Here is a 23779-nt window from a genome sequence, read left to right as displayed (position 1 = left end):
CTCCCGCCCGTCGTCAAGGTCTTTGGCAAGACCTTTCCTCCGGTTGGGCCCGGCAGCGCGGGAGAATTCCGGGGATGGTCTACGTTAGTCTTCCTCGAAGGGGTCCCATTCGTCTTCGACCTCGGGCAAGGCTTCGGTTTCGACCTTGGCGGCGCGTTCTTCCGGTGTCTCGATCCGTTTGATGCGCGCTTTGGGAAACTGCATCAGGACGGCCTGAACCAAAGGGTGCTGCTCGGCCTGTGCTTTCAATGCCAGATCGGCTGCGTCGCGAACCTCGGCGATGGTTGCAGCATCCCCGTCGGCAACGATTGACACCGCCCAGCGGTTTCCGGTCCACCGCTGTAATGCCGAGCCGATCCGGGCGGCCAGATCGGTAGGGGCGTTGTCTGTAGGTGTGAACTCGATCCGGCCGGGTTGGTAGGACACGAGGCGGACGCCGTTTTCGACCTCGACCAGTAATTTCACGTCGCGGTTCGTCCGGATCAGTTCGACGACATGGTCAAAGCTGGGATAGCGCGCAAGGGCTGACTGAGTGTCCTGCGCCAGCGCGGCGGTGGGTGCGCCAGCTGGCCCACGCGCAGTCGGGGTATACGTTGCGGGAGCAGGCTGAGCAGGCGCATGGGACGGTATGGCCATGCCGCCGCCGGGGCCGCCGTTAGGTGGGGGCGGCGGTGTATCTTGCAGCCGTTTGATCAGTTCCTCTGGGCTGGGCAGGTCGGCCACATGTGTCAGGCGGATCACCGCCATTTCGGCGGCCATCATGGCGTTTGGTGCGGCTGAGACCTCTTCCAGCGCTTTCAGCAGCATTTGCCACATCCGGGTCAGCACCCGCATTGGCAGGGCTTCGGCCATTTGCACACCACGGGCACGTTCATCCGGTGAAACTGTCGGGTCCTCGGCTGCATCCGGCGTGATTTTAACAACCGACACCCAGTGAGTGATTTCAGCCAGATCGCGCAGCACTGCCAGCGGGTCGGCGCCCTCGGCATATTGTGCGCTCAGTTCGGTCAGGGCGCCCGCCGCGTCGCCGCGCAGGATCATGTCCATCAGGTCCAGCACCCGCCCGCGATCGGCCAGGCCCAGCATTGCGCGCACTTGGTCGGCGCTGGTTTCCCCGGCCCCGTGCGAGATTGCCTGGTCCAGCAGAGAAGTTGCATCCCGCGCCGACCCCTCGGCCGCGCGGGTGATCAGCGCCAGCGCGTCATCCGCGATCTGGGCGTTCTCGGCCGCTGCGATCTTGCTGAGCAGGCCGATCATGTCCTCAGGTTCAATCCGGCGCAGGTCGAACCGCTGACAGCGGGACAACACCGTTACCGGGACTTTGCGAATCTCGGTTGTGGCGAAGATGAACTTCACATGTTCGGGCGGTTCCTCAAGCGTCTTGAGTAGCGCGTTGAACGCACTGGTCGAGAGCATGTGGACCTCGTCGATGATGTAGATCTTGTAGCGGGCAGAGGCAGCGCGATATCGGACGCTGTCGATGATCTCGCGAATATCGTTTACGCCGGTGCGGCTGGCGGCGTCCATCTCCATGACGTCGACGTGGCGGCCCTCCATGATGGCCACGCAATGTTCGCACTGGCCGCAGGGTTCGGTGGTCGGCTTGCCCTCGCCATCTGGACCGATGCAGTTCATGCCTTTGGCGATGATCCGCGCCGTAGTGGTTTTGCCGGTGCCGCGAATGCCGGTCATGATGAAGGCCTGCGCGATCCGGTCGGCCTCGAACGCATTTTTCAGCGTGCGCACCATGGCGTCCTGGCCAACGAGGTCAGCAAAGGTTTCCGGGCGGTATTTGCGGGCAAGAACCTGATAGGCGGGGCTGGGCGTGTCGTTCATGTCTGCTCTGTCGGATTCGGGTTCCGATCCAGCGTAGAGACCCCCGCCGCCCGCGTCCACATCCCGCTTGGCGAATTTCCGTTTGCGTCGCAGTTTATGTACCATAGACGCGTAGGTAGGAGGGCTATCGCTTGAGACTGTTTGCAATTCATCCCGTGCAGGTGGGGAACGGTACGGTTGCCCTCTCGCCGCTGCCGGGGCGTGCGGGCAATTACCTGCAAGATCTTGGCGTCGTTCGAGACTGGCAGCCCGATCTGGTGATTTCCATGACCACTGAAGGTGAGATGCTGCAGGAGGGTGCCGCCGGATTCGGCGACGATCTGCGCGCCGCGGCAATCGGCTGGGCGCATCTGCCGGTCATGGATTTTGGTGCGCCGCCGCCTGAGGTGCAGGCCGCATGGCCCGAGGTCAGCGCGGTGGCGGCACAGGTTCTGGCCCGCGGAGGGCGGGTGTTGGTACATTGCCGGGGCGGTTGCGGGCGGTCCGGGATGATTGCCCTGCGCCTTATGGTCGAACACGGCGAACGCCCCGAGGCAGCGCTGAAACGCCTGCGCGCCGTGCGGCCCTGCGCCGTTGAGACCGACGGCCAGTTGGAGTGGGCCGCACAGGCGTCCGGCACCCGGCCATACAACTAGTTCATAGCGCCGCGTGCCGTTCCGGCTGCGCAACGGGGCTTTGCGCAATCACCGAGGCTTCGAGCATCGCGCAGGGCGGTGTCGGCAGTAGCTTGGCCGGGCGGGTCGTGAATTCAAGGCCGAACATCATATCCGCATAATCGTCCAGCGTTTCGATCGCGGTATCGACATCGGTTCCGCAAAACACGCGAATCTGATCCGCCTGCGCGCGAAACCGTGCAAAACAGCCCTGCGCGCAATGGGTCAGTTCGCTGCTGCCCTCAACTTCGAAATCCGGGGTGGTCGCAGGTGCGGCGGCCTCCATCGCCTGCACGACTGCGCGGGCCATCTGTGCCAGAGCAGGGCAGGTTTTGCCGGTTTTCTGGCAAACGGTTGCGGTGAATTGATGTGTCTTCGTCTTCCAGATCATGGTGCGCCCTCCGCGCGCAGGACGGGGGCGTAGAACAGGTGTGACAGCGTGCTGACGACCTGCCCGGACACCCCGCCCGAGTTTCGGTTTTGCTTCGATGGCAGGTCTCCTGACTTGCGGGTCATCGCTTTGCCGACCTTCCCAGCCTTGCGGCCAGTGGTGTTTCGGCATTGCTCACCGCTTACAGTTGCGGGGGCAGTCGCGGCCTTGGTTCGTTCCGGCATAACCGGGCAGAACCGCACCGTGTTCCCTTTTCATCCCGCCCCGGGACCGGGGACGAGAACCATCACCGCATCGCTAGCTGGTGCGGGCGGCCCGAGTCAAGCGGGCAATTTGCGCGGCCAAGTGGACGTGTGGTCATGTTCGGGCGCTGTTGACTTGTGGCGAGAATCACGGCGGACTGGAGGAAGTGAACTGATCGGTTCAAAAACCCGGAGGCCGCCCCATGCTGGACGCTGCACAGACTGTATCGACCGAGGATTTCCGGTTTCCGTCAGGCGCTGGAACCCTGTCCGCACGCCTGTATCTGCCGACGGTGGCTCCTAGAGTGGTCGTGGTCATTCACGGCGCAACTGGCGTGCCGCGGGATTACTATCAGCATTTTGCCCGCTGGCTGGCTGAGGTACAGGGGATGGTCTGTCTGACCTATGACTACAGCGATTTTGGTCATTCTTTGCGCGGGCCGTTGCGGGCATCGCGGGTCAAGATGGCCGACTGGGCTTTGATCGACATGCCCGCCGCGCGGGCCGAGATGCGGCGCAGGTTTCCCGATGCGCAGCAGTGGAGCATCGGTCATTCCGTCGGCGGGATGCTTGGGCCAATACAACCTGACATCGATCAGATCGACCGTATGATCTGCGTCTGTTCCGGGCCCGTGACGGTGTCGGATCACCCCTGGCCCTATCGGGCGCTGGCTTTGCTGTTCTGGTACGGCCATGCGCCCTTGGCGGTAAAAGCCTTGGGGTATCTTCCGGGCAAGGCGCTGGGGTTCGGGGCAGATCTGCCTGCATCGGTCTATTGGCAGTGGCGACGGTGGTGTACTGCGCCGCGCAACTATCTGCCCGAGATCGGGGTCACTCTGCCTGAAGCGCGCTGGGCGCAGTCAGAGACGCCTGTGGATCTGTTCACCTTCGAGGATGACGATCTTGTGCCACCAGCGGCAGTCTGGCGGCTGGCTGATTTGTATGGGTCGCTCGCGCGGCGTCATCTGTTGTCACCCGGTGAATTCGGCCTGCCCGGCGTTGGCCATATCGGTGCCTTCGCGCGCCGCAACGCTGCCGTTTGGCCGCGACTGATTGCATGACACTGCCGCTTCCGGCGTTCTGTATTCGCTATGAGGAAGAAGTGAGAGGTTGGACATCGACCCAAGCGGGGCTCGTTGTGGCTGCTTCCTTCCGGACCTGACCAGGTTGGCGAGGCGCTCGCCCGCGCCAACCTCTCGACGCTCGATATAGGCAACAGGCGCGGAAAAGACAACCCGTCAGAGCGTCAAACGGATCAGCAAAAAGCCCTCATCGTCTTCTCCAACCAGCTCGGGGGCGTATTCCTCAAGCTCGGCAATGTGATCGCGGGCTTTCGGGCCGGTCCTGAGCAAGGTCGTCGCAGCGGGTATTGGCGCAAACCGAAAAGCTCGGGGCGCGTGTTCCAGCGGATCACGCGGCAGGGCACCCGAGAAGTAATCCTGCAGGATGTGTTGGACCGGTCGCGCGGGCATCGGGATCGGCTCGGCTTGTTCTACAAAGGGGAAATGGCCGCCCCCGTTGGCGCGGTAATTGTTAAGCGCGACGACAAAGCGCTGGTCGTTGGCTACAGGGCGCCCCTCGAATCGGATGTCGTGAATACGGCGATGCGCCGGGTCGATCAGATGACCGGAGGCAGCAAAGCGCGGCGGGTGCGAGAGATCGATTTTATAGCTCAACCCCAGCAGAACGTCGAAATTGTGCCCGGCTCGGCTGGGATCGACCAGATCGGATTCACAGCCCGGTTCGATCTGATTGAACACGCCCGCCGACATTTCCAGCCAGTCGCCAATCTGCGCGCCATTGACGACAACGGCCTGCAACTCGTTGGGAAAGACATACAGGTCGTTAATGTGGCGCAGGAAAACCTGCCCCGGCGGTACATCGGTATAAAACCGAGGTCCGGCGCGCCCGCCGAATTTAGAAGGTGTCACTGCGGACAGAACAGGCAGCTTTGCAAATGGTGTCCCCTGCAAATGCGGGCGCAGGGCCGCTGCCTGCGCCGCTGCGGCCAATGCAAGCCCCCTGTCCGGGGCGCAAAAGCTGAAATAGCTGTGCAAATGCCGGTCGGTTCGGCCCACCGGCTGCGCCGTGTGACGACGTGTTTCCTTATGTCCCTCGTCGAAAAGGCGCAGCAAATTCGGGTTTTCTGCAACCGGATGGCCCACGCCGTCAGTGCCGACCGGGCAAACTGAGCGCAATTCGGTACTGTGGTCCTGAATTGCCCACGTCCCGTCATCTGCCCTGTGCAGTGTCAGGTCAATCAGCCCCAGATTCGATCCTGCGGGGCCTGGCATGACCACCGGCTTCCCGTGCACCCGGCCTCGGGCGGCATCGACACGGTCCAGCCCCTCATGCGCTGGACCGGGGAGTGTCAGGTGGGAATGCCCGGCGATAACGGCATTAATGCCGTCAATGGCGGCCAGCGGGATAACAGCGTTTTCCATATCGGGTTCCGCAATGGGCGATCCCAACCCCGTATGCGCCAGCGTAATGATCAGATCACAGCCCTTCGCCTGCAAGTCCCGCACCTTGTTGCGGGCGCAGGTCAGAATATCGCCCATGACGACCCGGTCCTGTAGCCGGTGCGCCTCCCACTTTGCAGTCTGCGGGGGGAGAACCGAAATCACACCGATCTTCAGCGCAACCTGCTGGCCCTGGTACAGGGCCATGCGCGTCAGGATCGCATCACTTTGCCACGGGGGATCTGCGTCCTGACGGTGAGCGTTGCTGCACACCACCGGACAGGGGGCGTCAGTCAGAATACGGTCCAGAACACTCAGCCCAAAGCCGAAATCATGGTTGCCCAGCCCAATGGCGTCGTAGCCCAGATCTCCAAAGGCCTGCATCAGGATATGCGGTGTATTGGCCGGTTCCGCAGCCCAGTCCCCGATCGGAGTTCCCTGCAGCGAATCTCCGTTGTCGAACAGCAGAACCAGCGCGCCAGCCGTCACCGCTTCGGCCCGCGCGGCCCGGATCAGGCTGGCGGTCCGCGTGAACCCGATTGAGGGCTCTGGGGCGTCCGAGTAATAATCGAAGCCACTCAGGTTCATATGCAGATCGGAGGTTGCCAAAATCCGTATTTTTATTTCGGAACAGGGCGGATGAGCGGAACGTGTCAAGTTTCTACTTCTGGCAGTTGGTTGTTAAGCATATTCCCTAAAAAGTATAGTACATGCAATTTGCAAGGCGTGCCTGCGATCTTTTGACGACGTCTGGCTTCCGGGTGTTTGGAATTGCCATTGCAACGCTGCTGCTGCCGTGGCAGCCCTGTGCCGAAGATCCAAAGGAACACTCATGAAGCATGCGGAACTTGTGACGTTTGGCGGTTCAGGCCTGGAGCGTGCGGCGCATATCCGGGGGGATGCGGACCAGCTTGCGCGGATGCGCGCCCATCCGCAGGCGTCCTGCCTGCTGCTGTGGCGGGGAAAGCCACTGGTTGAGGGCGAGGCGCTGGATCGGCTGGGTCTGATCCCCGTGACGCACGAGTTGGTGCAGACCGGACCGGGCGGCAGAGTGGAGGAACCTGTGTTTCTGGGTCTCTCGGACGGGTCGCCGGTTTTTGCCCTCGATATCTCGAACTGGTCCCCCGAGGGGCTGGACATGTCCCAGTTGGGGGCGTTTGTCGATCGGACCGAACAGCAGCATCCGGACCTGCCCCGTGGCCATGTCTTTGCCGAGCTGCGCCGGATCATGACCCGCCTGTCGGCCCGCGATGCGGAGCTGGCCGCGGCGGCCAAGGCGGTGATTGGATGGCATGAAACTCATCGGTTCTGCGCCCGCTGCGGTGCCGCCAGCGAAATATCACAAGCCGGATGGCAGCGCAGTTGCCCGTCCTGCGGCGGGCAACACTTTCCGCGCACCGACCCGGTGGTCATCATGTTGATCACGCACGGGGATTCGGTGCTGATGGGGCGGTCTCCGGGGTGGCCCGAGGGGATGTATTCTCTGCTGGCCGGTTTCGTTGAGCCCGGCGAAACGCTCGAGGCCGCGGTCCGGCGCGAGGTGATGGAAGAGGCGGGTGTGCCTGTCGGGGCAGTCAGCTATCTGTCCAGCCAGCCCTGGCCGTTTCCGGCCTCATTGATGTTTGGCTGTGCAGGTGAGGCGCTGTCGCGCGAGATCACCATCGATCCGGTGGAAATCGAGGACGCGATGTGGGTCAGCAAGCCCGAGATGATGCAGGCCTTCGCCGGCGAGCATCCGCAGCTGCTGCCAGCCCGCAAGGGGGCCATTGCGCATTTCCTGCTGCAAAACTGGCTTGCGGATACGCTGGACTGACAGATACAGAGTCTACAGCCAAGAGAACCACGAAACCGTCATGCAATTTACAGCGCGCGAAGATATCGAAGCCCCGATCAATGCGGTGTTCGAAATGGTTGCTGATTTTGAGCGCTTCGAACGTATGGCAATGCGCCGCGGGATCGAAGTGCGGCGTCTGTCGGGCCATATGGGCGTGTTGCCTGGTACTCAGTGGGAAACCGAGTTCAAGCTGCGCGGCAAGCCCCGGCAAGTCGCGATTGAAATGGCAGAATGCGATCCGCCATCCCTTTTGCGGTTCGATGCGGTCAGCAAGGGCATGAACGGGGTGACGATCATTGAATTCCTGGCCCTGTCGCAGCGCCGCACCCGGCTAAGCGTCGACATGTCGCTTGCCGCCAGATCCTTACCCGCGCGGCTGTTGCTGCAATCGCTGCGGCTGGGTCAGGCGCGGTTCCGGCGGCAGTTTCAGTTTCGGCTCAGCGAATTCGCCCGAGAGATGGAAGAGCGCCATTTGCACGGCGGCTGAAAAGGGCAAGGAACAAAGGGCGGTGGTTCGGGATGAATAATCTGGTTTTTCGAAAGGCCGTTTTGGACGATGCCGAAGGCCTGTCGAAGTTGCTGGAAGAGCTGACAGCCGCCGGAAAACGATCTCGGCCAAGCAATGCTGACTTTGTCAGGGCGAACTACATTGCCGATCCATGTGGAATTCAGTGCACCGTGGCCGTGCTGGATGGACGCTTGCTTGGGCTTCAGTCGCTGAAAAGGGCGATTAAGGGAAATGCCTACGACGTGCCCGAAGGTTGGGGCATCATAGGAACGCATATTCGCCCCACAGCAGCGCGTTTGGGGATCGGGCGCGCCATCTTTCAGGAATCGCTGTCGGCGGCACGGGCGGCTGGAATCAAGTATATCGATGCGACCATCGGGGCCGAGAACGCTGAGGGACTAGGCTATTATCAAGCGATGGGATTTGTCGACTACCGGCAGTCTGCGGGCAGTGTTTCCAAGAAATACACCTTGTAACGACCCGGGTGATCAGCCGCGCGGGTGGGCTGCGGGATAAACGCCCAGCACTTCGACATTGGTTGTGAAGTGCTCCAGCTCATCCATGGCCAGTTGTACATTGTGGTCGTCAGGGTGACCGACGATATCGGCATAGAACTGCGTTGCAGTGAACGATCCATCGACCATGTAGCTTTCCAGCTTGGTCATGTTGATCCCGTTTGTGGCAAAGCCGCCCATCGCCTTGTACAGCGCCGCCGGAATGTTGCGCACTTGAAAGACGAAGCTGGTGATCATACCATAGGGTCCGCGCCGGGACAGGTCCGCCTGCCGGGACATGACAAGAAAGCGGGTGGTGTTGTTGTCCTGATCCTCGATATGGCGCGCCAGTACGTTCAACCCATAGATTTCGCCGGCCAGTTCGCTGGCCAGCGCTGCCGAGTGCAGATCGCCCTGCTCTGACACCTCACGCGCGGCGCGCGCGTTGTCGGGGCTGACCCGACCGCGGATGTTGTGTTCGTTCAGGAACCCGGCGCATTGCGGCAGCAGGACCAGATGCGAATGCGCCTCGGTGATATCGGCCAAAGTCGCCCCGGGCACGGCCAGCAGGTTGATATGCACGCGCACGAAAGCCTCGTCGATGATATGCAGCCCGCTGTGCGGCAGCAGCCGGTGAATATCGGCCACCCGGCCATAGGTCGTGTTTTCGACCGGTAGCATCGCCAGATCGGCCTCGCCCGAGCGAACCGATTCGATCACGTCCTCGAATGTGCGGCAGGGCAGGGCCTCCATATCGGGGCGCGCATTGCGGCAGGCCTCGTGGCTATAGGCACCGGGTTCCCCCTGAAATGCGATACGATTGGTCATTTGATCGATTCCGTGCAACAAGTTCTAGAATTGGGCGTTTAGTCGCGGTGTCTATACCTTGCCTCTTGCGAGGGGAAGCCTTAGACACCCCGCAGACAGCTGAAATGGACTCGCGATCAATGTTCGACACGATGACAGTTACCAAGGCCGCCGCAGGCCTGTTTGGCACCTTCTTGGTGCTGCTTCTGGCCAAATGGGGCGCTGAGGCACTGTACCATGCCGATGGGCATGGTGAGACGGCCTCTTACATTATCGAAACCGAAAGCTCTGGTGAAAGCGCAGACGGTGAAGAAGTGGTCTTCGAAGACATGCTGGCCGCCGCCGATCCGGACAAGGGCGCGCGCGTCTTCCGTAAATGCACCGCCTGTCACAAGCTGGAAGATGGCGCGAATGGTACCGGCCCGTATCTGTACGGCATTGTGGACCGTCCGGTCGCTTCGGCCAAAGGCTTCACAGGCTACTCGGCATCAATGCAGGCCCATGGCGGCAACTGGACACCCGAAGCGCTGGATGCCTTCCTGACCCGCCCCAGCGCCTATATCTCGGGCACTTCCATGAGCTTTGCCGGTTTGAAAAAGCCGCAGGAGCGCGCCGATCTGATTGCTTATCTGCAGACCATCGGCAACTGATCCCGTGATCAACCGCACTGAATTTCAAAGCCGCTGCCCCGTGCAGCGGCTTTATTTTTGCCTAACAACATCTTCACAAAGCGTTCACGCATTCTAAACTTGAACCTGACAGTGCTGGTCATTTAGCTGGCATGCAAAAGATTATAGGCAGAGGCCAAGCAGGGGATGAGCAATATGAGATCCGGCAAAACTACCGTACAGGCGCGCGCATTGGATTTCAGGGGCTGGGCATATACGTCAATGCTGGGGCTGTTTCTGGTCCTGCTGGCAGCGACGCAGCTGTTTGCCGAAGAAAAGATCATCAAAAGCCACGGTTTTTCGGAATTTGGCGATCTGAAATACCCCGAAGGCTTTGCTCATTTCGACTATGTGAACCCGAACGCGCCGCGGGGTGGAGAGCTGTCCTATGCCGCGCAGGGTACGTTCGACAGTTTCAACCCGTTCACGCGGCAGGGTCGCGCCGGAGCACGGTCGGCGGATCAGTACGAATCCCTGTTGTATCCGTCTTATGATGAGCCCGCGTCCTACTACGGCCTTCTTGCGGAAAGTCTGGAGTACCCGGAAAGTCAGGATTGGGTGATCTTCAACATGCGCCCCGAGGCGCGGTTTTCCGATGGCACGCCCGTGACCGCCGAAGATGTCGTCTTCTCCCATAACCTGCTGCTGGACCAGGGGTTGAAGTCCTACGCGGATGCGGTTCGCAAGCGCATTCCACGCGCCGAGGCATTGGATGAACACCGGGTCAAATTCTATTTCGCGCCGGATATCCCACGTCGGGCGTTGATTTCGCAGGTGGGCGGTACGCCGGTATTTTCCAAAGCTTGGTTCGAAGCGGACCCGGAAAACCGCCGCCTGGACAAATCCCGTCTGGTACCGGGCATTGGTTCGGCTCCGTATCTTCTGGACAGTTACGACATCAACCGGCGTATCGTTTACAAGCGCAACCCCGACTATTGGGGCGATGATGTGAACGTAAACATAGGCCGCAACAATTACGACAGCATCCGTATCGAGTATTTCAGTGACTCGATTGCCGCGATGGAGGGGTTCAAGGCCGGCACGTTCACACTGCGGCAGGAGAACAACTCGAAAAGCTGGGCGACCGCTTACGACTTTCCCGCGATCGCAAATGGCTCTGTGGTTCGGGCCGAACTTGAGGATGGTAACGTGCCGACGGCCTCGGGCTTTGTCATGAACCTCGACCGTCCGCAGTTTCAGGACCCCCGTGTGCGCGAGGCGGTTCAGCTTGCCTATAACTTCGAATGGACCAATGAAAGCCTGCAATACGGCCTGTTTCAGCAGCGCAGCTCGTTCTGGGAAGGCACGCATCTGGAAGCCACCGGCCTGCCCGAGGGGCGCGAGCTTGAGGTGTTGCAGGCCCTTGGTGACGCAGTGGACCCGGCGGTTCTGACCGAAGAACCGGTCACAGCGCATGAATCCCGCCCGGCGCGTCAGAATGACCGGCGCAACCTACGCGCGGCGATGAAACTGTTGGACGAAGCCGGTTGGCTGGTCGGCGACGACGGCATCCGCCGCAACGCGAATGGCGAGGTGCTGTCGATTGAATTCCTGTCGGATCAGCCGACCCTGGACCGGATCATCCAGCCTTTCGTTGACAACCTGCGCGCCATGGGCGTGGATGCGAAATACAACCGCGTCGACAACGCCCAGTTCACTCTGCGCCGCAGGGACCGGGATTTTGACATGATCGTTGGCGGATATCCCACGTCACTGCAGCCTTCGACCGGCCTGTATCAGCAATTCGGGACCGAGGCGGCCTCGTATTCCGTATTCAACCCATCGGGTGCGCATGGCCCAGATATTGAGCCACTGATCGACAACATCGTTGCCGCCACGGAAAGCGAGGAGCTTTTCGCCAATGTCCGCGCGCTGGACCGCGTGTTGCGCGCCAAGCGGATCATGGTTCCGACATGGTATCTGGGCAAATACTGGGTCGCGTATTGGGATATGTACGAATACCCGGAAAACCTGCCGCCCTATGACTTGGGCATTCAGGACCTGTGGTGGATCAATGCCGAGAAAGAAGCCGAGTTGAAGTCCTCGGGCGCGTTGAGGTAATCCGCCCCCATGGGAGCATATATTCTAAGACGCCTGTTGCTGGTCATCCCAACCCTGCTTGGGATCATGATCGTCAACTTTACACTGGTTCAGTTCGTCCCCGGCGGCCCGATTGAACAGATCATCGCCCAGATGGAAGGCGGTGGCGACGTGTTCGAAGGCATCGCCGGTGGCGGCAGCGATATCGAGCAACAGACCGGTGGCGCGAATGACCGCTATGTTGGTGCGCGTGGCCTGCCACCGGAATTCATTGAAGAGCTTGAGAAAGAGTTCGGGTTCGACAAACCGCCGCTTGAGCGGTTCCTCGACATGATGGGCAATTACCTGACGCTGGATTTCGGTGAGAGCTATTTCCGCTCGATCAGTGTGATTGATCTGGTGCTGGAAAAGATGCCGGTCTCAATTTCGCTGGGCCTGTGGTCGACATTGATTGCTTATCTGGTGTCGATTCCGCTGGGTATACGCAAGGCCGTCAAGGACGGGTCGCGCTTCGATACCTGGACCAGCGGTATGATTATCGTGGCCTATGCCATCCCCGGTTTCCTGTTCGCGATCCTGTTGCTGGTGTTGTTCGCAGGTGGCTCCTACTGGCAGATCTTCCCGCTGCGGGGGCTGACCTCGGACAATTGGGACAGTCTCAGCCTGTTTGGCAAGATCGCCGACTATTTCTGGCACATTACCCTGCCGGTGATTGCCCTGACGATTTCCGCCTTTGCGACGCTGACCCTGCTGACCAAGAACTCGTTTCTGGATGAGATCAAAAAGCAATACGTCATGACCGCCCGCGCCAAGGGCCTGAGTGAGGGTAAGGTGCTGTATGGGCATGTCTTCCGCAACGCCATGCTGATTGTGATTGCGGGCTTTCCGGCTGTGTTCATCGGGGTGTTCTTCAGCGGCTCGATCATCATCGAAACCATCTTCTCGCTGGACGGTCTGGGCCGTCTGGGGTTTGAGGCCGCCGTGGCGCGGGATTACCCGGTGATTTTCGGGACGCTGTTTATCTTCGGCCTGATGAGCCTTGTCGTCGGTATCATCAGCGACCTGATGTATGTGCTGGTCGACCCGCGCATCGATTTCGAAAAGCGGGAGGGGTAAATGGCACTGTCCCCACTCAACCAGCGCCGCTGGCGCAACTTCCGCCGCAATGGGCGGGCGTTCTGGTCGCTGATCATCTTCTCGGTGCTGTTCGGCCTTTCGTTGTTTGCCGAGTTCATCGCCAATGACAAACCAATTCTGGTGAAATACCGGGGTGAATTCTACACGCCGATTTTCAACTTCTACCCGGAAACCGAGTTCGGCGGCGATTTCCAGACCGAAGCGATCTATCGCGACCCCGAGGTGCAATGCCTGATCGACAGCGGCGGGATCGAAGACTGTTTCGACGACCCCGAAGGCATCATTGATGAGATCAAGGCCGGGACTTATCAGGCTGACGGGTTTGAACGCGGCTGGGCCATCTGGCCGCTGATCCCATATTCCTTCAACACCAGCGTGGATCGACCGGGGGCCGCACCTTTGCCGCCCAACGGGCAGAACCTGTTGGGCACGGATGACACCAAACGCGATGTGCTGGCGCGGGTTATCTACGGTTTCCGCCTGTCGATATTGTTCACGCTGATGGTCACCGGTGCCGCCAGTATCGTCGGTATCTTCGCTGGGGCCATTCAGGGCTTTTTCGGAGGCTGGCTGGACCTCGTGTTCCAGCGCATCATCGAAATCTGGTCCGCCACGCCGTCGCTTTACGTGATCATCATCATGTTCGCCATTCTGGGACGAAGTTTCTGGCTGCTTGTGGCGTTGATGATCCTGTTCAGCTGGACCGGATTGGTCGGCGTTGTACGGGCCGAGTTCCTGCGGGCGCGGAACCTTGAATATGTGCGGGCCGCGCGCGCGCTGGGCGTGGGCAACATGACCATCATGTTCCGCCACATGCTGCCCAACGCGATGGTGGCCACGCTGACTTTCATGCCGTTCATCGTTACAGGCACCATCGCGGGTCTGGCCTCATTGGATTTTCTGGGCTTCGGCCTGCCATCCTCGGCCCCGTCGCTGGGCGAACTGACCTTGCAGGCGAAACAAAACCTGCAGGCGCCGTGGCTGGCCTTCACCGCGTTTTTCACTTTTGCCATCATGCTGTCACTGCTGGTCTTCATCTTTGAGGGCGTGCGCGACGCGTTTGATCCCAGAAAGACCTTCTCATGAGCCTGTTGGATGTGAACAACCTCAAGGTCTCGTTCCAGCAGGACGGGCAGGTGAGCGCCGCGGTCAAGGGGGTGTCCTTCACCGTGGATCGGGGCGAAACCGTGGCTTTGGTGGGCGAGTCCGGTTCGGGCAAGTCCGTCACCGCCCTGTCCACCGTATCGTTGCTGGGCGACAGCGCCATTGTCGAGGGCTCGGTCAAATACGATGGCGATGAGATGATCGGCGCCTCGCAGGATAAGCTGATGGATGTGCGCGGCAACGACATCAGCTTTATCTTTCAGGAGCCGATGACCTCGCTGAACCCGCTGCACACGATCCAGAAGCAGATGGCCGAGTCGTTGGCTCTGCACCAGGGACTGAAGGGTGATGCGGCGCGGGAACGTATTGTCGAGTTGCTGACCAAGGTGGGCATCCGCGATCCGCGCGAGCGGCTGGACAGCTACCCGCACCAGCTGTCGGGCGGGCAGCGGCAGCGTGTGATGATCGCCATGGCGCTGGCCAACAAACCGGACATTCTGATCGCGGACGAACCGACGACTGCACTGGACGTGACCATTCAAGCGCAGATTCTCGAACTGCTGGCCGAGCTGCAGAAATCTGAAAACATGGGGATGCTGTTCATCACCCACGATCTTGGGATCGTGCGGCGCATCGCTGACCGGGTTTGCGTGATGAAGGATGGTGAGATCGTCGAAACCGGCGTGACCTCCGAGATTTTCGACAACCCGCAGCACCCCTATACGCGCAAACTGCTGGGGGCCGAGCCCTCGGGCCATCCGGACCCGGTCGCGCCCGACGCCGAAGAGGTCGCCCGGACGAACAACCTGAAGGTCTGGTTCCCGATCCAGCGCGGATTTCTGAAGCGGACCGTGGGTTATGTGAAGGCCGTCAACGACGCCACGTTGAACGTCCGTGCGGGTGAAACCTTGGGGATTGTCGGCGAAAGCGGCTCGGGCAAGACCACGCTGGCTTTGGCGATCATGCGGTTGATCGCGTCCGAGGGCGGGATCACCTACCGTGATCAGGATGTGCGCCGCTGGTCCACGCGACAGCTACGGCGGCTGCGCAAGGACATGCAGATCGTGTTTCAGGACCCGTTCGGCAGCCTCAGCCCGCGGATGACCTGCCAGCAGATCATTGCCGAGGGGTTGGCTATCCACAAGGTCGACCCCCACCGCGCGCCGCGCGAACTGGTGGCTGAGGTGATGACCGAAGTGGGCCTCGACCCGGCGGCGATGGACCGTTACCCGCATGAATTCTCAGGCGGGCAGCGCCAGCGGATCGCGATTGCACGCGCCATGGTGCTGCGGCCCAAACTGCTGGTGCTGGACGAACCGACCAGCGCGCTGGACATGACGGTACAGGTACAGATTGTCGACCTGCTGCGTGACCTGCAGCGGAAATACGGGCTGGCCTATCTGTTCATCAGCCATGATCTGAAGGTCGTGCGTGCCATGTCGCACAAGGTGATCGTCATGCGGAACGGTGACGTTGTTGAAATGGGCACGGCCGAGGATCTGTTCGAGAACGCCCAGACAGACTATACCCGCGAACTGATCGCGGCGGCGGGCTGAATACAGCCCGCCACGGTTTATCAGGCGCTGGCCGTTTCGCGTGATGCCGATTTCGGCACCGGCCCACGCAACTCTTCATAGTGATCGAAGCTCAGCTTGACCCAGCCGGTGCCGCGTGTGGCGCTGGCAAGGGTGCGGTGCAACTCATCCTCGGCCACGGCGGGAAGCTGGGCGTTGAAAATCTCCCATCCCGAGGCGTTGGGGTTGCCTTCAAAGCCCAGTACCTGACCCTGCAGAGAACTGATGGTCGGAACCAGATCGCCCACGAAATCCGAGGGCAGGTGGATCTCGGCATTCAGGATTGGTTGCAGGACCACGGGTTTGGCCTGCGGCAGGGCTTCGCGCACGGCGTTCTTACCAGCGGTGCGGAAGGCATAGTCCGAGCTGTCGACATTGTGATGCTTGCCATCGCTCAGCGTGACCTTCACATCGACCACCGGGAAGCCCTCGGGGCCTTGCGCCAGAGCATCCTTTGCGCCGTGCTCGACCGACGGGATATAGTTCTTGGGCACTGCGCCCCCCTTGACGATTTCCTCGAACTGGAAACCCGCTCCACGCGGCATTGGCGCGACCGAGATCACCACATCCGCAAACTGCCCTGCGCCACCGGATTGCTTGCGGTGACGGTGGCGATGTTCGACGGGTGCGCGGATGGTCTCTCGATAGGCGGTTTCAACCTGCTCGGTTGCGATCTCGATGCCGAAATCCTCGGCCAGCTTGGCGGTGACGCGCCGCATGTGCTGCGGCCCTTGCGAGCCCAGAACCGCGTGGCCGCTCAATTCATCCTGCTCCAGATGCAGGCCGGGGTCGATCTCGACCAGACGGGACAGCGCGTTCGACAGACGTACATCGTCGCGTTCATGCGCGGGGGACACGATTTGGCGGAAGGCGATGGGATGAGATGAAGCCCATTCCGGCAGCGGTGTCGCCTCGGTGCTGTCATAGAGGTTGCCGGGGTTCAGATGGTCGGATTTCACCGCCAGCCCGATCTGTCCGGCTGGCAGATCCGCGATCTGTGTCTTGGCATCCAGCGTGGTCAGATTGCCGACGGTTTCGCCGCCCAGATTCTCATGCGCTTTCACGCCATCACCCAAACCGCGCAAAACGACGATCTTGCCGATATGCTTCTTCACATCCGCAAATCCGGCAATGGCGCGGGCATTCTCAGCCGCCTCGTCACGATCCGCCGCAATGCTGAACTCGGGTGCCTCATGCCGCAGCGCCTTCATCAGGCGGGTCAGGCCGTTGCCATGGCTGGCCGCACCCAGACAGGCCGGGATCAGCTGGTGGTTCTGCAGCACCTGCGCGGCCAGATCATAGACCTCGTCGCTGGGCGGTTGCTTATCCTCGATCAGTTGTTCCAGCAGGTGGTCGTCGAAATCCGACAGGGTTTCCAGCAACTCGGTGCGGGCCTCCTGTTCGCGGTCTTCGACCGATTGTGGCAGTTCGATCAGGGCCGAGGGCTGCCCCTCCTGATACTTCCATGCCCGTTCCGAGATCAGATCGACCGCGCCGATGATCGTGTCGCCTTCACGGATCGGCACCTGCCGCAGGGCGATGTGGTGGGAGCAATAGGTCTGAAGCGCCGCGATGATGTCACGGATGCGGCCATTGGGATTGTCCATACGGTTGATGAACAGGAAACAGGGAATGCCTGCCTCTTCGACAAGCCGCAGGTAGGGGGCGCACAGGACCGCCGCGTTCGGGTCGGGCGGAACGACGACCACAGCGGCATCCGAGATGGCCATGGCCGGGCCGACATAGGCCAGATTGTCGCCGCCGCCATCCACGTCGATCGCGCACCAGGGCTCGTCCAAGTAAGAAAAACCGTGCAAATGCACGGTTCCGGATACGTCGAATGTTGTGGGCCGGTCGTCGAGGCGGCTGATGGCCTCGACCAGAGTGGTTTTGCCCGATTGGCTGGGGCCGAGGACGGTGAAAACGCGCATAGGTGCTGTCCCTCTTTCAAATTGCAGATCGACTGCACGAAAAAGGTAGCCTCACGCGGATGCGTCGGCGCAATTGTCTGTTACTCGGCCTGCCTCAGGTGCGGGCGAGACGTTCGCCCGCCCTGCAAGTGTGTGAAAAACCGACCCGTCGCGTCAAGTCCTGACCTCTTGTCGGGTCAGATTGCTGAGCTGTGGCCGGCTTTGCTTAGATCATAGGCGTCGAAACTGCCGGCGATCATGCGGGTCAGTGGGCGCGCCTCGGGCGGGATGAACAACCCGTCCTTGGTGACGCGCAGCAACCCGTCAAAGGCGTTGTCGGCCTCGTGATACATACGTTGCAGTTCGTCGGCGGTGATGTCGTGGTCGCGCAGAATCTCGGCGCTGTCGATCTGGAAATCGCACATCAGCGCTTCGATCAGTCGGGCGCGCAGGATGTCCTGCCCTTTGAACAGGTGCCCGCGCGAGGTCGAGAATCGCCCTTCGCGGATCGCCTTGGTATGGGCGGACGTCGCGGGCGCGTTCTGAGCATAGCCCTGCGGGAAGCGCGAGATCGAGCTAGCGCCAACGCCAATCAGAACCTCGGCCTGATCGTCGGTATAGCCCTGGAAGTTCCTCTTGAGCCGCCCGGCATTCAGCGCATGGGTCAGGCCGTCGTCCTGCGTTGCAAAGTGGTCGATGCCGATTTCTGCGTAGTTGTCCCACATGAACAGACGGCGGGCGGTATCGAACAGGTCCAGCCGCTCTTCGGGGGTGGGCAGAGCGTCCGAGGGAATCAGCTGTTGCCGCTTGGCCATCCAGGGTACGTGCGCATAGCCGTAGAGTGCCACCCGGTCCGGGCTGAGCGACAGCAGTTTCTGCACGCTTTCCGTCATCCGGGTCTTGGTCTGATGCGGCAGGCCATACAGGATGTCGGCGTTCAGGCTGTTGATCCCTCGCGCGCGGATCATGTCCACGGCTGCGCGGGTGGTATCATAGCTCTGGATACGCCCGATGGTCTTTTGAATCTCGTCGTCGAAATCCTGCACCCCGATTGAGGCGCGGTTCATACCAGCCTCAGCCAGTGCATCCAGACGGCCTTCGTCGATCTCGTTCGGGTCGATCTCAACGGAAAACTCGGCATTCGGTCCCAGCGGTACCACGTCCAGAATCCGGGCCGCCAGATCGCGCATCAGATCCGGGTTCAGCAGGGTCGGCGTGCCGCCCCCCCAGTGCAGGCGCGACAGGGTGATCCCGTCGGGCAGACGCTCGGCCAGCAGGTCCAGCTCGGCCTTCAGCACGTCGACATAGGCGATGACCGGATTGTCCGTCTGCGTGCCCTGCGTCCGGCAGGCACAGAACCAGCACAGCCTGCGGCAGAAGGGGACATGGATATACAGCGATACGGAACTTCCGGACTTGAGGCCGGAAATCCAGTCGCTATAAAGACTTGACCCCACGTCATTGCTGAAGTGGGGAGCGGTGGGGTAGCTTGTATAACGCGGTACTTTCGCGTCAAAAAGTCCAAGCTTTGCCAATTGTGGTTTCACTATCATGGCGATACGTTTAAGGGACGACCCGGCCATATGCTTTGACCGAGATCAAGTGGAAACGCGCATGACACCGATATTCAAGATCGACCATACGAACTGTGGAGACTGCCCTATCCGGCATCGCGCAGTGTGCGCGCATTGTGACGCGAACGAGCTGGAAGAGCTTGAAGGTATTAAATATTATCGCAGTTTCGAAGCAGGTCAGACGATCATCTGGTCCGGAGATCAGATGAACTTTGTCGGCTCTGTCGTGTCCGGTATCGCATCACTGACACAGACGATGGAGGACGGGCGCACGCAAATGGTTGGCCTTTTGCTGCCCAGTGACTTTGTCGGTCGGCCGGGGCGTGATTCTGCGCCCTATGACGTGCAGGCGACAACCGATCTGGTCATGTGCTGCTTTCGCAAAAAGCCGTTCGAAGACCTGATGAACTCTACACCGCATATCGCGCATCGTCTGCTGCAGATGACGCTGGACGAGCTGGATGCAGCGCGCGAGTGGATGCTGGTGCTGGGGCGCAAAACCGCACGTGAGAAGATTGCCAGCCTGCTGTCGATCATTGCCCGCCGCGACGCCTCGATCCACAAGAAGGGCAATTCCGGCCCGATTGTGTTCGACCTGCCCCTGACCCGCGAGGCGATGGCGGACTACCTTGGCCTGACGCTGGAAACGGTCAGCCGTCAGATCTCGGCCCTGAAAAAGGAACAGGTCATTCTGCTGGAAGGCAAGCGCCACGTCACGATCCCGGATATGGGGCGTCTCATGGAAGAGGCGGGTGACGACTCGGACGGCGGGTTTCTGGTCTGACGCGCTTGCGGCGTGACTGAGGTCGCGCGCCGTGTTTAACTTGGCCCGCAGGAAGCAATCCTCGGGAGAAAATCATGGAATTCAGTAGCATTCTGGCGATGCTGTTCATCGGCGCTGTCGCCGGATGGCTGGCGGGCAAGATCATGGAAGGCCGCGGCTTTGGCCTGATCGGCAATGTCATTGTCGGCGTCGTGGGTGCGTTTCTGGCGGGTACGATCTTTCCCGCGCTGGGTTTCGCTGTCGGAGGCGGTATATTCTCCTCCATCTTCTTCGCCACGGTCGGCGCAGTGATCCTGCTGTTCCTGATCGGACTGGTGAAACGATAGAAAAGCCGCCCCGAGGGGCGGCTTTTGCAATCATTGTTGCCTTAGTGGGCCAGAAACACCGGAACAGAAGCTTGTTCCAGCATGTTTCGGGTCGCACCACCCAGAATGGCTTCGCGGAACCGCGAATGGCCATAGGCCCCCATCACGATCATGTCCGCTTCGGTATCTGCGGCGTGCCGGTTCAGGATGTCCGACACACGGGTCATGGTCTTGCTCAATACGTCAATCTCGCATTTGACGCCGTGGCGGGCCAGCATTTGCGACAGCAGTCCGCCGGGGTCCGACCGGTCAGGCCCGTGGCGCGGCGGGTCGATGACGACGATGCGTACCAGGTCGGCCGCGATCAGGAAGGGCAGGGCGCGGCGAATGGCGCGCATGGCCTCGACGCTTTCGTTCCAGCCGATCAGGATCGTGCCTGGCCGTGCGAATGGTGCGGAGTTCTGCGGCGTGATCAGAACCGGCGCGTGACCCTCGAACATCGCGGCTTCGACGATGGGTTCGGCCTCGGCGCCGCGATCCTCTCCATAGGGTTGCGGTAGGATGACCAGATCGGAGAACCGCGCGCGATGGGCGACATGGCGGCCGATGTCCGAGATCTGCGCCACTCCGCTTTCGGCAGACCAGCGGGTGTCGGTCTTGCCCAGATAGGTTTTGGCGTAGGTCAGGATTTCTTCGGCTTCGGCGTTGGCGCGGTTCAGCGTTTCCTGAAGAATCAGGGCGTTGGCACCGGCATAATAATACCCGGTCTGGCTGCGGTCGACGCCAAGACAGAGCGCCTCGATATGCGCATCCTGCGCTGATGCCAGCGCAGCCATTTGGGCCAGAGCCGGATCGCTCTGGCTTGTGTCCGTCATGACGGTGAGAAGTGATTTGTAAGCCATTTTGACCTCATGCCTGCAGAGCGCCTTGCTGCGGCCTGATGACCCAGCTGCAATATTACGATTGTCACAGAAAACAGGCTATTGTCTTGACACAGATCAAAGCAGTTCTGGCCTCTGTCCGACAAAACAGCAGCCAGTCAAATAAGCCCTGTGACACATAAAGAATCGCGCGGGGCATGGCAAAGGGACGCAATATGTCAAATTACATCAAGCTGATCGTGCTTGGTCTGATCGCGATATTCGCGGCGATCGGAACCAATTATGCACGCGATTTGGCGTATCAGGTGCACGCAATTCTGGTGATGGTGATCGCCGTTGGTTTGTTCATCTGGACGCTTAGAAATACCGATGAGCCAGATATTCTCGTGGATCGCTCGGGCGAATACATGGACGGCGTCATCCGTTACGGCGTGATCGCAACCGCCCTTTGGGGCGTGGTCGGGTTCCTGGCGGGAACCTTTATTGCGTTCCAGCTGGCCTTTCCGGCGCTGAACTTCGAATGGGCGCAGGGTTATCTGAACTTTGGCCGCTTGCGCCCGCTGCACACCTCGGCGGTGATTTTTGCATTTGGTGGCAACGCGCTGATCGCGACCTCGTTCTATGTCGTGCAGCGTACCAGCGCCGCACGTTTGTGGGGCGGCAACCTGGCGTGGTTCGTGTTCTGGGGCTACCAGCTGTTCATCGTGTTGGCCGCGACCGGCTACGTGCTGGGCGGAACCCAATCCAAAGAATACGCCGAGCCCGAATGGTATGTTGACCTGTGGCTGACCATTGTTTGGGTCGCCTATCTGGCCGTTTACCTGGGTACAGTCATCAAACGGAAAGAACCCCACATCTACGTGGCCAACTGGTTCTATCTGGCCTTCATCGTCACCGTTGCGATGCTGCACCTGGTCAACAACATGACCATCCCGGTCAGCGTCTGGGGTTCGAAATCGGTTATCGTCTGGTCGGGCGTACAGGACGCCATGATCCAGTGGTGGTACGGCCACAACGCTGTGGGCTTCTTCCTGACCGCGGGCTTCCTGGGCATGATGTACTATTTCATCCCGAAACAGGCCGACCGTCCGGTGTTCTCGTACAAGCTGTCGATCATCCACTTCTGGGCGCTGATCTTCCTGTACATCTGGGCCGGTCCGCACCACCTGCACTATACCGCGTTGCCTGACTGGGCCTCGACACTGGGCATGGTGTTCTCGGTGATCCTGTGGATGCCGTCCTGGGGTGGTATGATCAACGGTCTGATGACCCTGTCGGGCGCTTGGGACAAGCTGCGCACAGACCCGGTGATCCGTATGATGGTGATCTCGGTCGGCTTCTACGGCATGTCCACCTTTGAAGGCCCGATGATGTCGATCCGCGCTGTGAACTCGCTCAGCCACTACACCGACTGGACCATTGGTCACGTGCACTCGGGCGCGCTGGGTTGGAACGGCATGATCACCTTTGGTGCTCTGTACTTCCTGGTACCTGTCCTGTGGAAGCGTGAGCGTCTGTACTCGCTGCAGATGGTCAGCTGGCACTTCTGGCTCGCCACCATCGGCATCGTGCTCTACGCTGCGTCGATGTGGGTGACCGGTATCATGGAAGGCCTGATGTGGCGTGAAGTGGATGCCAACGGTTTCCTGGTGAACTCGTTCGCTGACACCGTGGCGGCCAAGTTCCCGATGTATGTGGTGCGTGCTCTGGGTGGCGTCCTGTTCGTCGCTGGCGCTGTGATCATGTGCTACAACCTGTGGATGACTGTGCGGAAGGCACCGGCCAAAGAGGCCAGCCTGACCGTCGCGGTCCCGGCTGAATAAGGAGGGCCGGAGCAATGGCAATTCTCGACAAACATAAGATCCTCGAGACCAACGCGACCCTCCTGCTGATCTTCAGCTTTCTGGTCGTGACTATCGGTGGCCTGGTTCAGATCACCCCGCTGTTCTACCTTGAGAACACAATCGAGAAGGTGGAGGGCATGCGCCCTTACACCCCTCTCGAAATGGCGGGCCGTGAGATTTACATCCGCGAAGGCTGCTATGTCTGCCACAGCCAGATGATCCGCCCGATGCGGGACGAGGTCGAACGCTATGGCCACTACTCGCTGGCGGCTGAGTCGATGTATGACCACCCGTTCCAGTGGGGCTCCAAGCGTACCGGGCCTGACCTGGCACGTGTGGGCGGCCGGTACTCGGACCAGTGGCATGTGGACCACCTGCGTGATCCGCAGTCGGTTGTGCCGGAATCGGTGATGCCGAAATACGGCTTCCTCGAGCACCGCAAAATCGATGGCAAGTATATCGGCGACATCATGGCGGCGAACGCTCTGGTGGGCACGCCCTATACCGAAGAGATGCTGGCCAACGCGCAGGCGGACTTCCGTGCGCAGGCTGATCCGGACAGCGACTATGACGGGCTGCTGGAGCGCTATGGCGACAAGGTCAGCGTGCGCAACTTCGACGGTCAGCCCGAACTGACCGAAGCGGACGCGCTGGTTGCTTACTTGCAGATGCTGGGAACGCTGGTCGATTTCTCGACCTTCACCCCGGACGCGAGCCGCTAAGGAGGGTGT

At 60.6% G+C, this 23779-nt stretch carries 22 protein-coding genes, 1 other RNA gene and 1 riboswitch; of the genes, 14 read left to right on the top strand and 9 right to left on the bottom strand.

Translation table 11 applies throughout. The features are described from left to right. Positions 1-84: 84 nt before the first annotated feature. The gene (locus ACR0KW_RS18490) at positions 85-1836 is read right to left on the bottom strand and encodes a DNA polymerase III subunit gamma/tau (protein ID WP_480806300.1); all 1752 of its coding nucleotides are present in this window, start codon (positions 1834-1836) and stop codon (positions 85-87) included. A 131-nt stretch (positions 1837-1967) separates the two neighbouring features. Here ACR0KW_RS18490 and ACR0KW_RS18485 point away from each other — a divergent pair, with 131 nt between their 5' ends. Continuing rightward, the gene (locus ACR0KW_RS18485; RefSeq protein WP_480806290.1) at positions 1968-2471 is read left to right on the top strand and encodes a protein-tyrosine phosphatase family protein; all 504 of its coding nucleotides are present in this window, start codon (positions 1968-1970) and stop codon (positions 2469-2471) included. 1 nt (position 2472) lies between these two features. Here the strand turns inward: ACR0KW_RS18485 and ACR0KW_RS18480 are convergent, their stop codons facing one another. Together ACR0KW_RS18480 and ACR0KW_RS18475 are read right to left on the bottom strand one after the other, a co-directional pair. Beyond that, entirely contained in the window at positions 2473-2880 is a 408-nt protein-coding gene (locus ACR0KW_RS18480) for a hypothetical protein (protein WP_480806289.1), read from the bottom strand. Next, the gene (locus ACR0KW_RS18475; RefSeq protein ID WP_302479303.1) at positions 2877-3005 is read right to left on the bottom strand and encodes a hypothetical protein; all 129 of its coding nucleotides are present in this window, start codon (positions 3003-3005) and stop codon (positions 2877-2879) included. The genes ACR0KW_RS18480 and ACR0KW_RS18475 overlap by 4 nt, the downstream gene beginning before the upstream one ends. Continuing rightward, positions 2963-3183, bottom strand: a riboswitch (cobalamin riboswitch). Its footprint overlaps the gene before it by 43 nt. Positions 3184-3325: 142 nt before the next feature. Here ACR0KW_RS18475 and ACR0KW_RS18470 point away from each other — a divergent pair. Beyond that, positions 3326-4183, top strand: coding sequence for an alpha/beta hydrolase family protein (locus ACR0KW_RS18470; RefSeq protein ID WP_480806288.1), 858 nt, complete (start codon positions 3326-3328; stop codon positions 4181-4183). Between the two features lie 39 nt (positions 4184-4222). Here ACR0KW_RS18470 and ffs read toward each other — a convergent pair. Both ffs and ACR0KW_RS18460 read right to left on the bottom strand, forming a co-directional pair. Then, an RNA gene (gene ffs, locus ACR0KW_RS18465) (signal recognition particle sRNA small type) lies at positions 4223-4321 on the bottom strand. Positions 4322-4360: 39 nt separating this feature from the next. Then, complete coding sequence (locus ACR0KW_RS18460) at positions 4361-6241, bottom strand: bifunctional 2',3'-cyclic-nucleotide 2'-phosphodiesterase/3'-nucleotidase (protein ID WP_480806287.1); 1881 nt, start codon at positions 6239-6241, stop codon at positions 4361-4363. A 175-nt stretch (positions 6242-6416) separates the two neighbouring features. On the opposite strand from ACR0KW_RS18460, the gene nudC reads away from it, so the two are divergent. The 3 genes from nudC to ACR0KW_RS18445 are packed head-to-tail and all read left to right on the top strand — an operon-like array spanning position 6417 to position 8402. Next, complete coding sequence (gene nudC, locus ACR0KW_RS18455) at positions 6417-7397, top strand: NAD(+) diphosphatase (RefSeq protein WP_480806286.1); 981 nt, start codon at positions 6417-6419, stop codon at positions 7395-7397. Positions 7398-7437: 40 nt separating this feature from the next. Continuing rightward, positions 7438-7905, top strand: coding sequence for an SRPBCC family protein (locus ACR0KW_RS18450; RefSeq protein ID WP_480806285.1), 468 nt, complete (start codon positions 7438-7440; stop codon positions 7903-7905). A 32-nt stretch (positions 7906-7937) separates the two neighbouring features. Further along, entirely contained in the window at positions 7938-8402 is a 465-nt protein-coding gene (locus tag ACR0KW_RS18445) for an N-acetyltransferase family protein (protein WP_480806284.1), read from the top strand. Positions 8403-8414: 12 nt separating this feature from the next. On the opposite strand, the gene ACR0KW_RS18440 is transcribed toward ACR0KW_RS18445, so the two are convergent. Next, positions 8415-9248, bottom strand: coding sequence for a prephenate dehydratase (locus ACR0KW_RS18440; protein WP_480806283.1), 834 nt, complete (start codon positions 9246-9248; stop codon positions 8415-8417). A gap of 119 nt (positions 9249-9367) precedes the next feature. On the opposite strand from ACR0KW_RS18440, the gene ACR0KW_RS18435 reads away from it, so the two are divergent. From ACR0KW_RS18435 to ACR0KW_RS18415, 5 genes are all read left to right on the top strand, one after another. Continuing rightward, positions 9368-9877: a c-type cytochrome gene (locus tag ACR0KW_RS18435; protein WP_170328882.1), complete on the top strand. Its 510-nt coding sequence runs from the start codon at positions 9368-9370 to the stop codon at positions 9875-9877. Between the two features lie 165 nt (positions 9878-10042). Then, complete coding sequence (locus ACR0KW_RS18430; protein ID WP_480806282.1) at positions 10043-11956, top strand: extracellular solute-binding protein; 1914 nt, start codon at positions 10043-10045, stop codon at positions 11954-11956. Between the two features lie 9 nt (positions 11957-11965). Continuing rightward, a complete protein-coding gene (locus ACR0KW_RS18425; RefSeq protein WP_170328834.1) occupies positions 11966-13051 on the top strand; it encodes a microcin C ABC transporter permease YejB in 1086 nt (361 codons plus the stop codon). Then, positions 13052-14158: an ABC transporter permease gene (locus ACR0KW_RS18420; RefSeq protein WP_480560920.1), complete on the top strand. Its 1107-nt coding sequence runs from the start codon at positions 13052-13054 to the stop codon at positions 14156-14158. After that, positions 14155-15732 (top strand): ABC transporter ATP-binding protein, encoded by a 1578-nt coding sequence (locus ACR0KW_RS18415; RefSeq protein ID WP_480806281.1) that lies wholly within the window; start codon positions 14155-14157, stop codon positions 15730-15732. Before ACR0KW_RS18420 ends, ACR0KW_RS18415 begins: the two co-directional genes overlap by 4 nt. 20 nt (positions 15733-15752) lie before the next feature. Here ACR0KW_RS18415 and ACR0KW_RS18410 read toward each other — a convergent pair whose 3' ends face one another. Then, positions 15753-17681, bottom strand: coding sequence for an elongation factor G (locus ACR0KW_RS18410; RefSeq protein WP_480806280.1), 1929 nt, complete (start codon positions 17679-17681; stop codon positions 15753-15755). A 176-nt stretch (positions 17682-17857) separates the two neighbouring features. Continuing rightward, positions 17858-19213: an oxygen-independent coproporphyrinogen III oxidase gene (gene hemN / locus ACR0KW_RS18405; protein ID WP_480806299.1), complete on the bottom strand. Its 1356-nt coding sequence runs from the start codon at positions 19211-19213 to the stop codon at positions 17858-17860. Between the two features lie 61 nt (positions 19214-19274). Here hemN and fnrL point away from each other — a divergent pair, with 61 nt between their 5' ends. Next, on the top strand, positions 19275-20018 hold the full coding sequence (fnrL, locus tag ACR0KW_RS18400; protein WP_480806279.1) for a transcriptional regulator FnrL: 744 nt from the start codon (positions 19275-19277) through the stop codon (positions 20016-20018). Between the two features lie 74 nt (positions 20019-20092). Then, the gene (locus ACR0KW_RS18395; protein WP_480806278.1) at positions 20093-20344 is read left to right on the top strand and encodes a GlsB/YeaQ/YmgE family stress response membrane protein; all 252 of its coding nucleotides are present in this window, start codon (positions 20093-20095) and stop codon (positions 20342-20344) included. Positions 20345-20385: 41 nt separating this feature from the next. Here the strand turns inward: ACR0KW_RS18395 and ACR0KW_RS18390 are convergent, their stop codons facing one another. Then, positions 20386-21225, bottom strand: a complete 840-nt coding sequence (locus tag ACR0KW_RS18390) for a universal stress protein (RefSeq protein WP_170328818.1) — start codon at positions 21223-21225, stop codon at positions 20386-20388. Between the two features lie 194 nt (positions 21226-21419). On the opposite strand from ACR0KW_RS18390, the gene ccoN reads away from it, so the two are divergent. Together ccoN and ccoO are read left to right on the top strand one after the other, a co-directional pair. After that, entirely contained in the window at positions 21420-23027 is a 1608-nt protein-coding gene (ccoN, locus tag ACR0KW_RS18385) for a cytochrome-c oxidase, cbb3-type subunit I (protein WP_170328816.1), read from the top strand. Between the two features lie 14 nt (positions 23028-23041). After that, complete coding sequence (ccoO, locus tag ACR0KW_RS18380; RefSeq protein ID WP_170328814.1) at positions 23042-23770, top strand: cytochrome-c oxidase, cbb3-type subunit II; 729 nt, start codon at positions 23042-23044, stop codon at positions 23768-23770. Positions 23771-23779 lie beyond the last annotated feature (9 nt).

It is taken from the genome of Ruegeria sp. CG11, assembly GCF_056537245.1.
The sequence above is the reverse complement of the archived record's forward strand: the minus strand, read 5'-3'. Positions and strand labels throughout refer to the sequence as shown.

Coding starts and splice junctions, on each gene's coding strand:
- ACR0KW_RS18490 (WP_480806300.1), bottom strand. CDS start 1,836: ATGAACGACACGCCCAGCCCCGCCTATCAGGTTCTTGCCCGCAAATAC.
- ACR0KW_RS18480 (WP_480806289.1), bottom strand. CDS start 2,880: ATGATCTGGAAGACGAAGACACATCAATTCACCGCAACCGTTTGCCAG.
- ACR0KW_RS18475 (WP_302479303.1), bottom strand. CDS start 3,005: ATGACCCGCAAGTCAGGAGACCTGCCATCGAAGCAAAACCGAAACTCG.
- ACR0KW_RS18470 (WP_480806288.1), top strand. CDS start 3,326: ATGCTGGACGCTGCACAGACTGTATCGACCGAGGATTTCCGGTTTCCG.
- nudC (WP_480806286.1), top strand. CDS start 6,417: ATGAAGCATGCGGAACTTGTGACGTTTGGCGGTTCAGGCCTGGAGCGT.
- ACR0KW_RS18450 (WP_480806285.1), top strand. CDS start 7,438: ATGCAATTTACAGCGCGCGAAGATATCGAAGCCCCGATCAATGCGGTG.
- ACR0KW_RS18445 (WP_480806284.1), top strand. CDS start 7,938: ATGAATAATCTGGTTTTTCGAAAGGCCGTTTTGGACGATGCCGAAGGC.
- ACR0KW_RS18440 (WP_480806283.1), bottom strand. CDS start 9,248: ATGACCAATCGTATCGCATTTCAGGGGGAACCCGGTGCCTATAGCCAC.
- ACR0KW_RS18435 (WP_170328882.1), top strand. CDS start 9,368: ATGTTCGACACGATGACAGTTACCAAGGCCGCCGCAGGCCTGTTTGGC.
- ACR0KW_RS18430 (WP_480806282.1), top strand. CDS start 10,043: ATGAGCAATATGAGATCCGGCAAAACTACCGTACAGGCGCGCGCATTG.
- ACR0KW_RS18425 (WP_170328834.1), top strand. CDS start 11,966: ATGGGAGCATATATTCTAAGACGCCTGTTGCTGGTCATCCCAACCCTG.
- ACR0KW_RS18420 (WP_480560920.1), top strand. CDS start 13,052: ATGGCACTGTCCCCACTCAACCAGCGCCGCTGGCGCAACTTCCGCCGC.
- ACR0KW_RS18415 (WP_480806281.1), top strand. CDS start 14,155: ATGAGCCTGTTGGATGTGAACAACCTCAAGGTCTCGTTCCAGCAGGAC.
- ACR0KW_RS18410 (WP_480806280.1), bottom strand. CDS start 17,681: ATGCGCGTTTTCACCGTCCTCGGCCCCAGCCAATCGGGCAAAACCACT.
- hemN (WP_480806299.1), bottom strand. CDS start 19,213: ATGATAGTGAAACCACAATTGGCAAAGCTTGGACTTTTTGACGCGAAA.
- fnrL (WP_480806279.1), top strand. CDS start 19,275: ATGACACCGATATTCAAGATCGACCATACGAACTGTGGAGACTGCCCT.
- ACR0KW_RS18395 (WP_480806278.1), top strand. CDS start 20,093: ATGGAATTCAGTAGCATTCTGGCGATGCTGTTCATCGGCGCTGTCGCC.
- ACR0KW_RS18390 (WP_170328818.1), bottom strand. CDS start 21,225: ATGGCTTACAAATCACTTCTCACCGTCATGACGGACACAAGCCAGAGC.
- ccoN (WP_170328816.1), top strand. CDS start 21,420: ATGTCAAATTACATCAAGCTGATCGTGCTTGGTCTGATCGCGATATTC.
- ccoO (WP_170328814.1), top strand. CDS start 23,042: ATGGCAATTCTCGACAAACATAAGATCCTCGAGACCAACGCGACCCTC.